Source organism: Streptomyces sp. NPDC037083 (assembly GCF_055606485.1).
Genome location: NZ_JBVJSQ010000002.1, coordinates 204421 through 217853 on the forward strand (window position 1 = coordinate 204421; position 13433 = coordinate 217853).

The following is a 13433-nucleotide window of genomic DNA, read 5'->3' on the forward strand; positions in this document are numbered from 1 at the left end:
GTCACACGAGGGGCCTTTCCCTCGGATACGGCCACAACTAGCAAAAGGGGTCTTTGCGGGCAGCTCCCGATCCTGCTTCTCTGGATGACGTCGCACGGCGCCGACGAGCCCCACGGGCCTCGGCGCCGCGGCATGCAGCCACCCACCGCACATCACGCGGTGCGGCCACGCACCGCGTGACTCCGGCATGCAGGCGACAGCCAACGTCCCCGAAGAAAAAGGTTCTCCGTGTCCGTCTCCGTCATCCGTCGCATCGCCACCCCGAAGAAGGTCCTCACCACCGTCGCCGTGGCCGCCGCCACCGCCGGCATGGCCCTGTCCGCGGCCCCCGCCCAGGCCGCGACGTCCTCGGTGCCCTCGGCCGCCCAGGCCCAGGCGATCGCGCACAAGATGATCCCGAACACGGCTCAGTACAACGCCTTCGCCAACATCGTGAAGCACGAGAGCGGCTGGGACGTCGACGCCACCAACGCCTCCTCCGGCGCCTACGGCCTCGTCCAGGCCCTGCCCGGCTCCAAGATGGCCTCGGCCGGCTCCGACTGGAAGACCAACGCCAAGACCCAGATCAAGTGGGGGCTGGACTACATGAACTCCCGTTACGGCAGCCCCGTCGCCGCCTGGAACTTCTGGCAGATGAACGGCTGGTACTGAGCCGAACCCCCATGAACGCGCGCTACGCGCGCTGAAGGCGGCGGCCCCCGATCCCCGGGGCCGCCGCTTTCGGCGTTTCCCCACCTTGCCGTGCTGCACTGGGCGGATGACCGGCACCGAGCACCCGACCGAGCCGCCGACGGATCCGCCGGCACACGGCGTACGTCTGGTCCCCGCCCTCCTCGCCCTGACCGCCATGAGCGGCCTGATCGACGCGGTCACCTATCTCGGCCTGGGGCATGTCTTCACGGCCAACATGACCGGCAACGTCGTCGTCCTCGGGTTCGCCGCCGCCGGCGCTCCGGGCTTCTCGGTCCCGCACACGGCGACCTCACTGGCCTGTTTCCTGGCGGGCGCGACGACCGGTGGCCGGGTCTCGCGCCGGGTGGGCGGGGGCTCACGCCGCTCCCTGGCCCGGGTGATACTGGCCACCGAGGCCCTTCTGCTGGCCGCCGCGGCGGCCGTGGCGGCCTCCACCGAGGACGACGCCCCGGCCACCGTCTACACGATCATCGTCCTGACCGCTTTCGCCATGGGGTTGCGCAACGCGACGGTCCGCAAACTGGCGGTGCGTGGCCTCACCACGACCACCGTCGTGACCATGACCCTGACCGGCCTGGCCGCCGACTCCTGGGCTGGCGACGGCTCGCGCGGACGATCGCCCCGCCGTACGGCGGCCGTGATCGCGATGTTCTCGGGCGCGACGCTGGGCGCGGCCCTGGTGCTCCGCCACGACCTGTCGGTCCCGCTGCTCCTGGCTGCGACGACGCCGGCGGTCCTGGCGTTCACGGTGTCCGGCAAGGACTGATCACTGCTCACCCGCGTCGCCCCGCACCTCCCGCCCACTCCGCTCATCCGGCGCTGACCCGCAGCTCCTTCACTCCGTTGATCCAGGCCGAACGCAGCCGGCGCGGATCGTTCACCAGCCGCAGGTCGGGCATGGCGTCGGCGATGGCGTTGAAGATGAGGTTGATCTCCAGCACGGCGAGCGACTTGCCCAGGCAGAAGTGGGGCCCACCCCCGCCGAACCCGAGGTGCGGATTGGGATCCCGGGTGACGTCGAAGTCGTCGGGCCGGTCGAACACCTCGGGATCGCGGTTGGCGGAGGCGTAGAAGATCCCGACCCGGTCCCCCTTCCTGATCAGCTTGCCGCCGAGCTCGGTGTCCTGGGTGGCGGTCCGCTGGAAGGCGACGACGGGCGTGGCCCACCGCACGATCTCCTCGGCGGCGGTCGCGGGCCGCTCCCGCTTGTACAGCTCCCACTGCTCGGGGTGGGTGAGGAAGGCGTGCATGCCGTGGGTCGTCGCGTTGCGGGTCGTCTCGTTGCCGGCGACGGCGAGCATCAGCACGAAGAAGCCGAACTCGTCGGAGTTGAGGTTGCCCTCGTTCTCGGCGGCCACGAGCGTGGAGACGATGTCCTGGGCGGGGCACTGCTTCCGCTCGGCGGCCATGTCCATGGCGTACGCGAGGATCTCGGCGGCGGACTGCTGGCCCACTTCGGCGGTGATGGCGAACTCGGGGTCGTCGTACGCGATCATCTTGTTGGACCAGTCGAAGATCTTGGAGCGGTCCTCCTGCGGCACGCCGATCAGCTCGGCGATGGCCTGCAGCGGCAGCTCCGAGGCGACGGACGTGACGAAGTCGAAGGACCCGCCCCCCTGCTCGCGCGCCCGCGCGACGATGGCGGTGGCCCGTGCCCGCAGCCGCTCCTCGAGCCCCCGAATGGCACGGGGAGTGAACCCCCGCTGCACGATCTGCCGCACGCGGGTGTGCTCGGGTGGGTCCATGTTCAGCAGGATGAACCGCTGGGCGTCGATCGAAGCGCGTTCGATGCGCTCGTTGAACCGGATGATCGCGGTGTTGAGGTAGGAGGAGAAGATCTCCGGGTGCGTGGAAACGTATTTCACATCCGCGTGCCGGGTCACTGCCCAGTAGCCCTCATCCTGGAACCCGGCGACGTTGCCGGTCTGCGGGATCCAGCGGACCGGTTCGGCCTGCCGCAACTCGGCGAACTCCGGCAGGGGCACATGGCGTTGCAGCAGGTCGGGGTCGGTGAAGTCGAACCCGTCGGGAAGCGCTGGACAGGGCATCGGCGGCTCCAGCCATCTGACGATGCTAGCTACGTCGGCGTCTGACGAATCTGACGATTCATCAGAAACAGATTGCGGAGAAGGTAGTTCAGGACCCTCGAGGCTGCAAGACCCTTGCGGTGACGCACATCACGTCAGCAGACTGCATGGAGCAGAACTAGAACACGTACTAGTTCCGAAGGGATCCGCACCCATGGCCGCCGAACCCGTGATCGTGGAAGCAGTCCGCACCCCCATCGGCAAGCGCGGCGGCGCGCTCGCCAACCTGCACCCCGCCTATCTCCTGGGCGAGACCTACCGCGAACTCCTGGGCCGCACCGGCATCCCCGCCGACGCCGTGGAACAGATAGTCGGCGGCACGGTGACCCACGCCGGCGAACAGTCCATGAACCCCGCGAGGACGGCCTGGCTGACAGTCGGCCTCCCCTACGAGACGGCGGCGACGACGGTCGACTGCCAGTGCGGCTCCTCGCAGCAGGCCTCGCACATGACGGCCAACATGATCGCGGCGGGCGTGATCGACGTCGGCATCTCGTGCGGCGTCGAGGCGATGAGCCGCGTCCCCCTCGGCTCGGGCTCCAAGCACGGCCCGGGCAAACCGTTCCCGGACGAGTGGAACGTCGACCTCCCCAACCAGTTCGAGGCGGCCGAACGCATTGCGCGCCACCGGGGGTTGAGCCGGGCGGACGTCGACGGGCTCGGCCTGCTCTCCCAGGAACGCGCGGCGGCGGCCTGGTCCGAGGAGCGCTTCAAGCGCGAGACGTTCGCGGTCCAGGTCCCGACGACGGAGGAGGAGCAGGCGGCCGGCCAGGGCATGTGGCGCCTGGTCGACCGCGACGAGGGCCTGCGCGACACGTCGCTCGAAGCGCTGGCGGGCCTCAAACCGGTGATGCCGACGGCGATCCACACGGCCGGCAACTCCTCGCAGATCAGCGACGGCGCGGCGGCGATCATGTGGGCGTCGAAGCGGATGGCGAAGGCCCTGAAGCTGAAGCCGAGGGCGAGGATCGTGGCCCAGGCCCTGGTGGGAGCCGACCCGCACTTCCACCTGGACGGCCCGATCGACGCGACGAAGGCCGTCCTGGGCAAGGCGGGGATGTCCCTGAAGGACGTCGACCTGATCGAGATCAACGAGGCGTTCGCATCGGTCGTGCTGAGCTGGTCCCAGGTCTTCGAGGCCGACATGACCAAGGTCAACGTCAACGGCGGCGCGATAGCCCTCGGCCACCCGGTCGGCGCGACGGGCGCCCGTCTGATCACGACGGCCCTGCACGAACTGGAACGCACGGACAGGGAGTTCGCCCTGATCACCATGTGCGCGGGCGGCGCATTGGCTACGGGGACGATCATCCAAAGGCTGTAGTCCAGCGGACGAACTCCGAGAAGACGGCGGGCTCGACGATGAGGACCGGGCCCGCCGGGGACATGGAGTCACGGACGGCGACGGCGGCGGCGGGGAACTCGGCGACTTCGACACAGTTGCCGCCCTGGTCGCCGCTGTAGCTGGACTTACGCCAGATGCCGCTCTCCATAGCGTTCCTCCATCACTCGCCGGATCAACGCCACCGAGTCCCTGAGAGAGAGCGCGGCGGCTTGGAGATGATCGTAACGGAGTGAGCAGTCCTGGACGGTGTCCGGGTTGGCGGTCGGATGCCCACTGTTGTAGCCCTCGGTGTAGACGATGGGGGCATCGCCCGCGAAGCGGTAGACGTCGAACGAGCCTTGCAAGCCGGCATGTGCGCCCGCGGCAAAGGGCAACACTTGGACGTTGATCCGCGGATTGCCCTCGAAGGACAACAGGTGGATCAGTTGGTCCCGCATGACAGCGCGACCACCGATCTCTTGACACAGCGCAGCCTCACTCAGCACCGCCCAGTACAGGGGCGGTTGAGCCTTGTCGAAGATGCACTGGCGACCCAGTCGCACGGCGGTGCGGTCGTCGAGGTCGGTTTGATCGAGCGCCCCAAGCACCGCCCGCGCGTAGCGACCAGTCGCGAGAACAACCCGCCGGACCCCAGCGCGGCATCCACGCGCTCGCTGAACTCCAGGGTGGGCACTTTCCTGGCCGTCTCGATCTGGCCCACCAAGGACCCGGTGTAATTGAGGATGTCCCCGAGCTGCCGCTGCGTGAGTTCGGCCGCCTCCCGCAAACGCCGCAGCTCGAACCCGTAGTAGTCGAGCGGGGAGGCTCCGGGGTCAAGGATGTTCACATGGGTCACGCAGGACACCTCTCTCACGCGGCCACTCGTTGCATTCAACCTGTAGCCCAGAGTAGTTGCGCGAGGTCATCCTCGTAACGTGAACGGATACTTCCCCTCGGTCTACGCGCCCCCGGTGCCCACGCAGTACCGGATGGCCCTGACGGTCGACGCCCACTCCGCCCGCCACATCCGCAGGATCGCCCGCAGGTTCCTGACGGACTGGGCGCTGGAGGAGCTGACGGACCCGGTGGAACTGGCGCTGACGGAACTGATCGCCAACGTGGTCCGCCACACCCCGAACCGCCGCTGCACGCTGCTGCTGTTGAAGCAGGCGACAGGGGTGCGGGCCGAGGTGACGGACGCCTACGGCCAACTGCTGCCCGCTCCACAGATGTTGCAACCGGACGCGGAAAGCGGCCGAGGCCTGCTCCTCCTGAACGCCCTGGTCGACACATGGGGCGTGACTCCGACCCCGGACGGCGGAAAGGCGGTGTGGTTTGAGTGCGCCACTCCGCAGGTTCAGGGCAGCGATCCCCGCTGACTGCGGGCAAGCTCCTCGCCGATCTCCCTGACTTCCCCATCGCCGCCGGCTCCTCCTGGGTTCAGGCGACTGGAGCCCCGGAAGGCAAAAGGGTCCACCGATCCGTCGGCCTACCCTCACGAAAGATCGAGGCTAGGCGACCACTGGCCGAGCGGATCCGGTGGAGCCCCATCGCCGCTTACAGGGAGACTTCACCCCTTGGTGAAGACTAGGTCCGCCTCCTGCATATCGGGACCCCCGAGGGACAGGGAGAGCTTGCCTGCCTCCCCATAGGGATAGAAACCGCTCTCGAACTCTCCGGTGCTGCCACAGACTCCAGCAGGGAATACGAGGTCGACCCAGATATCTGAATCTTGACCTGGAAGACGCTGCTTCAGCGCCCACTTTCCCCGTACCTCGGCCCCGCCGTCCTTCCCGTCCGCAAGCAGATCCTCACAAGGAACACCGGTGATGACGACGGTGCCGTCATCAGCGAGATGAGCTGTACGGCTGACCCCCGCACTCCATCGCCCGACCACCTGCTGGCGAGTCAGCGACTCGGCGGTGTCCGGCACGCTCCCTCCCGTGCACCCGGCTGCGGCCAGGGCGGAGACAGTGCCAACGATGGTGAGACGCAGGCTCTTAGCGGATCGCAATCGTCTCACTCCAAGATACCGTCACTGAAGTCGGGTGCTGGCCCTCGGGGAACCTTCGCTGAATGCCGTTGAAGAGAATCCTCAGCGGCGTGAAGGACTTGCCGTCCTGGTACCCGCCACCTGTCGGGGAACGCATCCCCGACTCACGAGTAATCGTATCTTGAACAGTAAATCTGACACGGCCCTGCCGTTCTGTGGCTGATTCAAGCTTGGCTGTCAGCATGAACGACCCGAGCACAGCACTCGAACGGTTGCCGAACCGTCCGTCGTCCCGTCCCGGCTGCTTGAACTTGTCCCCCGTGATCACCCCGAACCCGTCCTCGACGATCTGCACCAGCTTCTCTGCCGCACTGAGTGCCGACATCTTTCGGTCATACCGCTTCGAAACACCGACCTTCATCCCCTTCAGTTCCGAGCCGAACATCTCGCGAACCTCGTCCAACCAGCGCTGATCCTTAACTTCGTCTGTGAAGGCATCCCCTGCGGTGAACTGCCAGCGATCAGGGCCAATGCCGGTGAACCAGGACTTGAGGATCATGTAGGAGTCGACGTACGGCACGGGCTTCGCCTTGATGCCCTGCTGCCAGATGGCGCGGTCCATCTGGCACTTCGCGTCACAGGCGACACCGCTTCCGCTCGCCGTGCCGTCGCAGTTGTAGCACTCTCCGTTTTCGGCTGCGACCGTGTTGGCAGACTTCTTCGGTGGTCCGGGCGCATGGGTGGGCGTGGTGTTCTCGTATCCCGGGCCCGGGCGGGTCGGGCAGTCGAAGTCCGCGCAGAGACCTGAAGGGTCGCTGAGCGAGACGGGGTTGTTGTTGGCGTAGCTGTAGCCGTGGATCTGCTGGGGGCTTGTCAGGACTAGAACGGGGTCGACGCTGAGGAAGCGGCCGATCGATGGGTCGTACTCGCGGGCGCCGAGGTGGGTCAGGCCTGTGTCCGTGTCCTTGGTGCCGCCGACGAAGCCCTTGTCGCCCGACCAGGGGCCGAGCTGGGCGCCTCGCGCGGTACCGAAGATGCCTGTCTTTCGGCGGGTGATCGCCTGAGCGGCGTCCGCCGTGACCTGGGTCGTGGTCGTGCCGTGGTGGTCGGCGAGGAGGAAGGTGAGCTTGCCGCCGGTGCGCATGGCGACCGTTTGGGCGCCGGTGCTGTAGTACCGGGTGCCCGTCGCCTTGCCGGACTTGTCGATGGTGAGCTCGTTGCCCCCGGGGAGGTAGAGCGTCGTGCCGGTCGAGTCGGTGCGGGTCAGGCGCTGGCCGTCGGCGTCGTAGAGGTAGCTGGTCGTCTTGCCGCTGTCGGTGACCGACTTGAGGTGGCCCTCGTCGTCCCAGTCCAGGTCCTGGCCGACAGTCGTCGTGCTGCCCTGCTTGAAGGTGCGGGTCTCGGTGTTGCCCGCCGTGTAGGTGTACGTCTCCGTGTGCGGGTCGGTGCCCGTCTGGGTGACGCCGGGCAGGTTGTGCGTGCCGGCGGCCGGCTCGGCGTAGGTGCGGACCGTGTCCGCCACCGGGCCCGCGGCCGTCTTGTGCTGGGTTTCGGTCTTGCGGTTGCCGAGCGCGTCGTAGGCGTAGGTCGTCCAGTACGGGTCCTGGCCTCCGACGCGCGGCTCCAGGAGCGGCTGGCCGCACGAGACGATCGGTTCCGGGGCGGGACGGAGCCGTGACGCGATGCGGTTGATCACCGTTCAAGAGGCCAGTACGCCCCCGAAGAGGGGAAGGTTGCGGATCACGGCCCAGAGCACGACCGTCGCGGCCAAGGCGCGGGCGGCCCACACGGGGAGAACGCGCGGTCGGGACCTGCCGGTGACGGCACGCAGCCAGATGACGGCGCCGAACGGCAGGAAGACGACAAGGAGCGCGTTGTAGTCCACCGCCGCCGCCACGTCGCCGTGGGTGAGTGCGTGCAGTGCACGCAGGCTCCCACAGCCCGGGCAGTCCCACCCCGTGAAGGCCCGGAACGGACAGGAGGGGAACCGGCCGGGGCGCGTGGGGTCGGAGAGCGCTGTGGCAAGGGTGACCGCGGCCAGCACCGCACCGCCCAGCCATGCTTCGCGGGCACGACGCCGGAGCGGCGCGGTCACGGCACGGGCATGTGCGCGGCGGAGCTGTCCGACGCGCCCGCGATAATGATCATGATCAGCCAGAACAGGACTCCGATCCCCAAGCTCACGAAAACGAGGATCCGAGCCTTCCGTGACGCCTGGACGGCTCCCTCGTAGTCGCCCGCGGTGTTCTTGGCCGAGACCTGTGAGGCGAAGACGATGGCCGCTATCCCCGTCGGCAGGAAGCAGAGGATCGTGACAAGGATGGCCGGGGTCATGTACGACTCGGGCGCCGGTCTTTGCGGTGTGTGGTGCGTCCCCCATGAGTCCTGGCCGGTCTCCTGGCTCCAGCCCGGCTGCCCGGAGGACGGATGGAAGGGCTGCTGCCCCAGAGGATCCGGTCCCCAGACGTCATCGCTCTGCGGTTCGTGATGCTTGTCGGCCATGGCTGACTGCCCTCCTCCGGATCCGCGATCTCAGTCGGGGACCCACATGGTGTGCCGGGAGTCCCAGGTCCAGCTCTCGCCTCGGGCGTCCAGAGCGACCGCCTGCTCGTACGCCCGCTCCGGAACATCGCCGGTGAACGTGACTCGGCCGCCGGCCGACATCTCGAAAACCACGCTCTGCGGTGTCGGCGTCCCGTCCGAAGTCCGGTTCAGCAGCCGGTCCGTGAACTGCTTCAACCCGTTGTGGGCGTCTTCGGCGAGCTTCTCGAAAATGGTTCGCAGGAACGGTTCCGCGACGGCCGTCGTGACGAGGACCAGCACGATGTCGGCCGCCCCCCGCCGGGTCGGCAGCAGCAGACACGCGGCGTCGATGCCGGCGGCGCGCAGCAGGTCCTGCCCCTCCTCGGCCGGGCTGGAAGGCAGGGCTGAGGGCCAGAGGATCTCGACCTCGGGGTCTGTCATGGAGCGGCTCCCTAGTCGGCCATCCAGTCGGGCAGTTCCCAGCGCTCCACTGCGCCCGTGCGGGTGGCGGTCACGAGTCCCCGGTCGTCTTCGAGGAAGCCGAGTCCTACGGGCCGACTCGCCAGTTTCGTCACGGGTGACGCCTTGCCGGTGTGCACGTTCCGGATGGCCACCTTGCCTCGCTGATGCGCCATCGCGACCGCGGCACATCCGGTGGCGAACGCCAGTTGGTGGGCGGGGCGCTTCGGTTGCGTGCGCCAGAGAAGGTCGCCTTCCCAGGTCCACAGACGCCCCCGGCCGTCCATGCAGCCTGTGGCCAGAAGGCCGTCCGCGGCGGCGAGGGAGACGACGGGTTGGGGGTGCGGCCATTCCATGACGGGCAGCCCCCGCACGTTGAGCTGTCGGATCCGTCCGTCTCCGCAGGCCACGACCACGTGTCGGTCGCCGGGCGCGAAGCAGGCCGGCCCGAGCGGGGCGTTCTGGCCCGCCGCCCAGAGTGCGGCCTGTTTCGGCGAACAGACGGTCAGGTCCCTCACGCGGGCGCCGCGCGCGTCGTAGACGTGGAGGTGATTTCCCGCGGTCACTGCGAGCCAGTGGCCGTCCGAGCTGAAGGCGAGGCCCTCGCCCTGCCCCGCTGCGGTCATCACGTGCACGGGCATCTCGGTCTTGAGATCCCAGAGGACGACGGTGCCGTCCTGGTACCGGCTCGCGAGGTACCGTCGCCAGGGGCTCCAGGCGATGCGCACCGGCTTCTCGCGCTGCACCAGCAGGCATTGGGCGACCAGTTTCCCCTTCGCGGTCTCGACGACCCGGATGACACCGTCCTCGCAGGCCGCGGCCACCAGGTTCCCGGGCCCGAGGGCCACATGCCCGCAGGGGCCGACCTCGGCGAGTACGGCGCTCCTCCCGGGCTGCTTCCGCCGTTCCTCGCGCCCGGGCGACTGCTTGTCTCTGTCCAGCGACACCTTGGGCGGAGCGAAGATCTGGACCGTGTCGGACGCGAGGAACAGCACCGGGGTGGCCCACTCCAGGCTGCCCAGACGCACTTTCACGTCATCCCGGGCGAGTGTCACCGCGCGGTCCACCGGCAGCCCTTCGGCGATCCGTTCGTAGAAAGAGGACGCGAACGTGAAAGCGGCCCGGTCAGTGATCGCGTACTGCATGGCGACCACGGCCGGCACTCCCGCCGCCACGAGGGCGGCGGCCATACTCGTGAAGGCGTTGCCCGGTCCGCTCACCGCGGACTCACAGGCGTTCAGCACGACCAGACGCAGCTGGGGACTGTCCCCGATCCGCCGCCGGAGGTCGCTGGCGTGGACGCGCATCGCCAGCCCGTCGTCGCCGGTGAGCTGGATGTATCCCTCGGTGTCACCGAATCCGCCGTGGCAGACGCAGTGGAGGACATGCCATGTGTCTGTGCGCAATGCGTTTTTGAGATCCTGATACCGGTCGCCGGGCAGCCAGTGCACGTCAACCTTGTCCGAACTGTCCTGCTGGAGAACCTGTTCGATTCGCTCCCTCTCCTGTCGCGCGTCCAGCGGGGGAAGATCGTCCGGGAGTGCCGAGATGCCGAGCACTCGCAGCGGGAGGGAAAGAGCCATGGGGGTTACGGGATCCCTGAGCCGCAAATTCCGCACGACCGGGACGTGAAGAGCCAGGTAGTCATCGCGGGACGGATCGACCATATACTCCCACGGAATACCCCCCACCCTGGGACCGTCCGGGCGCAACAATATCCGGAGCGACCTCCCCTGCTCCTTGGCTTGAATTCGACACCGGTCGAACAGGGCGAATACGTCATCCCGCAGGACCGTTCTGGTGAGCACGTTTCCGAATTCTCGGACGTCTTTCTCCGGAGTCGACGCGCCACGCACGACTTCCCTGCTGTACGACCTCTCCAGAGAGCGCTCCACTCCCCCCAGCGTCTCTTCCAGTTCATTCGCCGAATACGGGGGAGGCACCCTCATGCTCGCTTCACCCAACTCGGAGGCGCACCCGACGATCCATTCGGTATCGGTTTCAATGATTTCGAGCCGAAACGGTAGGATCTCCATTCCCGCCACCTCCGAACCCCACCATTACAAGTGCACACCCGATTCTGTGAGGCGTCCACTCGGCGGTAGGGCGGTGTGAATCAGCTTGGTGTCGGGTCCTTCTCCGGCGCCTGCATCGGTGTCGGTGCCGGATCGGCCGTCTCGGACGACTTCGTCCCCGCCCCCGCCCCCACACGGGCCCGGGGCCCCATCAGGACGTAGGACAGGCCGAAGCCCGCGCCCACCACCGCCGCGCCGCCGGCCGCGTCCAGGATCCAGTGGTTGCCGGTGGCCACGATGGACGACACCGTGAACAGCGGGTGCAGCAGGCCCAGGGCCTTCATCCACCACTTCGGCGCGACGATCGCGATGACCAGCCCGCACCACAGGGACCAGCCGAAGTGCAGGGACGGCATCGCCGCGTACTGGTTGGTCAGCGAGGTGAGCGTGCCGTAGTCCGGTTTGGTGAAGTCCTGGACGCCGTGGACCGTGTCGATGACACCCAGGTTCGGCATCAGGCGGGGCGGGGCCAGCGGGTAGAGCCAGAAGCCGACCAGGGCCAGCAGGGTCGCGAAGCCGAGGGACGCACGGGCCCAGCGGTAGTCGACCGGGCGGCGCCAGTACAGCAGGCCCAGGACCGTCAGCGGGACGAAGAAGTGGAAGGACGTGTAGTAGAAGTCGAAGAACTCCCGGAGCCAGTCGACCCCCACCACCCAGTGGTTGACGGCGTGCTCGATGTCGATGCGCAGAAAGCGTTCGAGGTCGAGGACGTCCTGGCCGTGGGCCTCCGCCCGGGCGCGTCCGCCGGAGTTGGTGCCTCCCGTGGCCGCCAGCCTGACCTGCTGGTACGCCGCGTACGTCACGCGGATCAGGAGCAGCTCCAGCAGCAGGTTCGGCCGGGTCAGCACTCGCCTCAGGGACGGCAGCAGCGGCACGCTCCTCCAGCGGGCGGGCACCGGCTCGGCGTACCGGGTCGGGATCGGCGTCCCGTAGTAGGGGGACGTCCGCGGCAGGAACGGGACGACGGTGGCCGCGGCGAGCGCGGCCAGCAGCACCGCGTTGTCGCGCAGCGGGTAGAGGACCGCCATGTGCGGCAGCATCATCCTGGCCGGAAGCGTCATCACCAGGATGACCGCCACCGGCCAGACGTAGCGGTCGGAAGCGCGTGTGCCGACCCGGCCGACGACCGCCAGCAGGACCCACAGCAGCTGGTGCTGCCAGGTCGTGGGCGAGACGGCGATCGCCGCGCAGCCCGTCAGGGCGACCGCGAGCAGCAGCTGGCCGTCGCGGGCGTAGCGGACCGCCCGCCGTACGCCGAGGACGGCGACGGCCGCGCCCAGCGACAGGAACAGGCCGATCTCCAACGGGCCGGCGAGACCGAGGCGGAGCAGGGCGCCGTGCAGCGACTGGTTGGCGAGCGCGTCGGCCTCGCCGCCGAGGCCGACGCCCGCCATGTGGTGCACCCAGTAGGTGTACGAGTCGTGCGGCATCGCAGCCCAGGCGAGCGCCGTGCCGCCGGCGAAGGCAGCGCCGGCGGCCGCCGCCGCCCGGCGGCGCCCTGTGAACCAGAGCAGGGCCGCGAAGAGCAGGACCGTGGGCTGGAGGGCGGCGGCCACGCCGATCAGGGCGCCGGCGACCCGCCAGTCCCGTGCGACGAAGCAGCCGAGGAGGACGAGAAGGACGGGGATGATGCTGGTCTGGCCGAGCCAGAGCGTGTTGCGCACCGGCAGCGACAGCATCAGCAGACTGCTGGCGACGGGCGCGGCCAGCAGCGACGTCCGTCTGCTGACCGGCTGCGGCAGGGCACGGGCCACGACCACGCCGAGGGCGGCCACCAGCAGCAGGGTGCCGAAGGTCCAGCCCCAGCCGAGGGCCTGTTCGGCCGCCCGGGTCAGTGGCTTGAGGACGAGTCCGGTGAAGGGCGTGCCGGTGAAGCGCGTCGAGTCGTAGAGCGAACCGTTGACGTGCAGCACGCCGTCCGGTCCGACCCAGGTCTCCAGGTCCGTCAGCCGCTCTCCGCGCGGGGTGCCGACGACGACGGCCACCTGGCGCGCGGCGAGGACGGTCGCCACCAGCCACAGGCCGAGGCGGGCCGCGCGCAGACGCGCTCTCGCCGTGTCGACCGCCGTCGCTCCTAAGGGTTCTGCAGGTCGCCCGCTCTGCTCCGCATTCGTCACGCCTCGTCGGCCTCCGCCTCGTTCGTGCCACACGTCCCGATGCGCCGGGTTTGGTGCGCGCACCTACCTTATGAGGCGCGCGCTTCCCCCGGGACAGACGCAGGCCGCCCCCGCTTCACCTGTCGTCCGCTCTCCTTTTGTCCGGAAGACGATAGTGCGCCC

At 68.5% G+C, this 13433-nt stretch carries 13 protein-coding genes and 1 pseudogene; 4 read left to right on the plus strand and 10 right to left on the minus strand.

Features of this window, described 5'->3' with window-relative positions; translation table 11 throughout:
- The first annotated feature begins 228 nt into the window (after window positions 1-228).
- Together ACZ7DE_RS05725 and ACZ7DE_RS05730 are read left to right on the plus strand one after the other, a co-directional pair.
- Entirely contained in the window at window positions 229-651 is a 423-nt protein-coding gene (locus ACZ7DE_RS05725; RefSeq protein WP_470758390.1) for an aggregation-promoting factor C-terminal-like domain-containing protein, read from the plus strand.
- 106 nt (window positions 652-757) lie between these two features.
- Entirely contained in the window at window positions 758-1459 is a 702-nt protein-coding gene (locus tag ACZ7DE_RS05730) for a YoaK family protein (RefSeq protein ID WP_470758392.1), read from the plus strand.
- A 43-nt stretch (window positions 1460-1502) separates the two neighbouring features.
- On the opposite strand, the gene ACZ7DE_RS05735 is transcribed toward ACZ7DE_RS05730, so the two are convergent.
- A complete protein-coding gene (locus ACZ7DE_RS05735; protein ID WP_470758394.1) occupies window positions 1503-2741 on the minus strand; it encodes a cytochrome P450 in 1239 nt (412 codons plus the stop codon).
- A gap of 193 nt (window positions 2742-2934) precedes the next feature.
- On the opposite strand from ACZ7DE_RS05735, the gene ACZ7DE_RS05740 reads away from it, so the two are divergent.
- Window positions 2935-4104, plus strand: coding sequence for a steroid 3-ketoacyl-CoA thiolase (locus ACZ7DE_RS05740; RefSeq protein ID WP_470758396.1), 1170 nt, complete (start codon window positions 2935-2937; stop codon window positions 4102-4104).
- On the opposite strand, the gene ACZ7DE_RS05745 is transcribed toward ACZ7DE_RS05740, so the two are convergent.
- The gene (locus ACZ7DE_RS05745; RefSeq protein WP_470758398.1) at window positions 4088-4273 is read right to left on the minus strand and encodes a DUF397 domain-containing protein; all 186 of its coding nucleotides are present in this window, start codon (window positions 4271-4273) and stop codon (window positions 4088-4090) included. The genes ACZ7DE_RS05740 and ACZ7DE_RS05745 overlap by 17 nt on opposite strands.
- A pseudogene (locus ACZ7DE_RS05750) lies at window positions 4251-4960 on the minus strand (helix-turn-helix domain-containing protein). The gene ACZ7DE_RS05745 and the pseudogene ACZ7DE_RS05750 overlap by 23 nt, the downstream one beginning before the upstream one ends.
- Before the next feature lie 79 nt (window positions 4961-5039).
- On the opposite strand from ACZ7DE_RS05750, the gene ACZ7DE_RS05755 reads away from it, so the two are divergent.
- Window positions 5040-5483 carry an ATP-binding protein gene (locus tag ACZ7DE_RS05755; protein ID WP_470758400.1) on the plus strand — a complete coding sequence of 148 codons (444 nt, stop codon included), beginning with the start codon at window positions 5040-5042 and terminating at the stop codon, window positions 5481-5483.
- 191 nt (window positions 5484-5674) lie between these two features.
- Here ACZ7DE_RS05755 and ACZ7DE_RS05760 read toward each other — a convergent pair whose 3' ends face one another.
- From ACZ7DE_RS05760 to ACZ7DE_RS05790, 7 genes are all read right to left on the minus strand, one after another.
- On the minus strand, window positions 5675-6037 hold the full coding sequence (locus ACZ7DE_RS05760; protein WP_470758402.1) for a hypothetical protein: 363 nt from the start codon (window positions 6035-6037) through the stop codon (window positions 5675-5677).
- Between the two features lie 67 nt (window positions 6038-6104).
- The gene (locus ACZ7DE_RS05765; protein WP_470758404.1) at window positions 6105-7793 is read right to left on the minus strand and encodes an RHS repeat domain-containing protein; all 1689 of its coding nucleotides are present in this window, start codon (window positions 7791-7793) and stop codon (window positions 6105-6107) included.
- A gap of 3 nt (window positions 7794-7796) precedes the next feature.
- On the minus strand, window positions 7797-8192 hold the full coding sequence (locus ACZ7DE_RS05770) for a DUF2752 domain-containing protein (protein WP_470758406.1): 396 nt from the start codon (window positions 8190-8192) through the stop codon (window positions 7797-7799).
- Window positions 8189-8599 carry a CD225/dispanin family protein gene (locus ACZ7DE_RS05775; RefSeq protein WP_470758408.1) on the minus strand — a complete coding sequence of 137 codons (411 nt, stop codon included), beginning with the start codon at window positions 8597-8599 and terminating at the stop codon, window positions 8189-8191. The genes ACZ7DE_RS05770 and ACZ7DE_RS05775 overlap by 4 nt, the downstream gene beginning before the upstream one ends.
- A 30-nt stretch (window positions 8600-8629) precedes the next feature.
- On the minus strand, window positions 8630-9061 hold the full coding sequence (locus ACZ7DE_RS05780) for a hypothetical protein (RefSeq protein ID WP_470758410.1): 432 nt from the start codon (window positions 9059-9061) through the stop codon (window positions 8630-8632).
- A gap of 11 nt (window positions 9062-9072) precedes the next feature.
- The gene (locus ACZ7DE_RS05785; RefSeq protein WP_470758412.1) at window positions 9073-11115 is read right to left on the minus strand and encodes a CHAT domain-containing protein; all 2043 of its coding nucleotides are present in this window, start codon (window positions 11113-11115) and stop codon (window positions 9073-9075) included.
- Between the two features lie 80 nt (window positions 11116-11195).
- Window positions 11196-13271 (minus strand): bifunctional glycosyltransferase 87/phosphatase PAP2 family protein, encoded by a 2076-nt coding sequence (locus tag ACZ7DE_RS05790; protein ID WP_470758414.1) that lies wholly within the window; start codon window positions 13269-13271, stop codon window positions 11196-11198.
- Window positions 13272-13433: the final 162 nt, after the last annotated feature.

Excerpts from the sequence above, each read along its gene's own strand:
- ACZ7DE_RS05775 (WP_470758408.1), bottom strand. The coding sequence starts at position 8,599 with ATGGCCGACAAGCATCACGAACCGCAGAGCGATGACGTCTGGGGACCG.
- ACZ7DE_RS05745 (WP_470758398.1), bottom strand. The coding sequence starts at position 4,273 with ATGGAGAGCGGCATCTGGCGTAAGTCCAGCTACAGCGGCGACCAGGGC.
- ACZ7DE_RS05730 (WP_470758392.1), top strand. The coding sequence starts at position 758 with ATGACCGGCACCGAGCACCCGACCGAGCCGCCGACGGATCCGCCGGCA.
- ACZ7DE_RS05740 (WP_470758396.1), top strand. The coding sequence starts at position 2,935 with ATGGCCGCCGAACCCGTGATCGTGGAAGCAGTCCGCACCCCCATCGGC.
- ACZ7DE_RS05735 (WP_470758394.1), bottom strand. The coding sequence starts at position 2,741 with ATGCCCTGTCCAGCGCTTCCCGACGGGTTCGACTTCACCGACCCCGAC.
- ACZ7DE_RS05780 (WP_470758410.1), bottom strand. The coding sequence starts at position 9,061 with ATGACAGACCCCGAGGTCGAGATCCTCTGGCCCTCAGCCCTGCCTTCC.
- ACZ7DE_RS05785 (WP_470758412.1), bottom strand. The coding sequence starts at position 11,115 with ATGGAGATCCTACCGTTTCGGCTCGAAATCATTGAAACCGATACCGAA.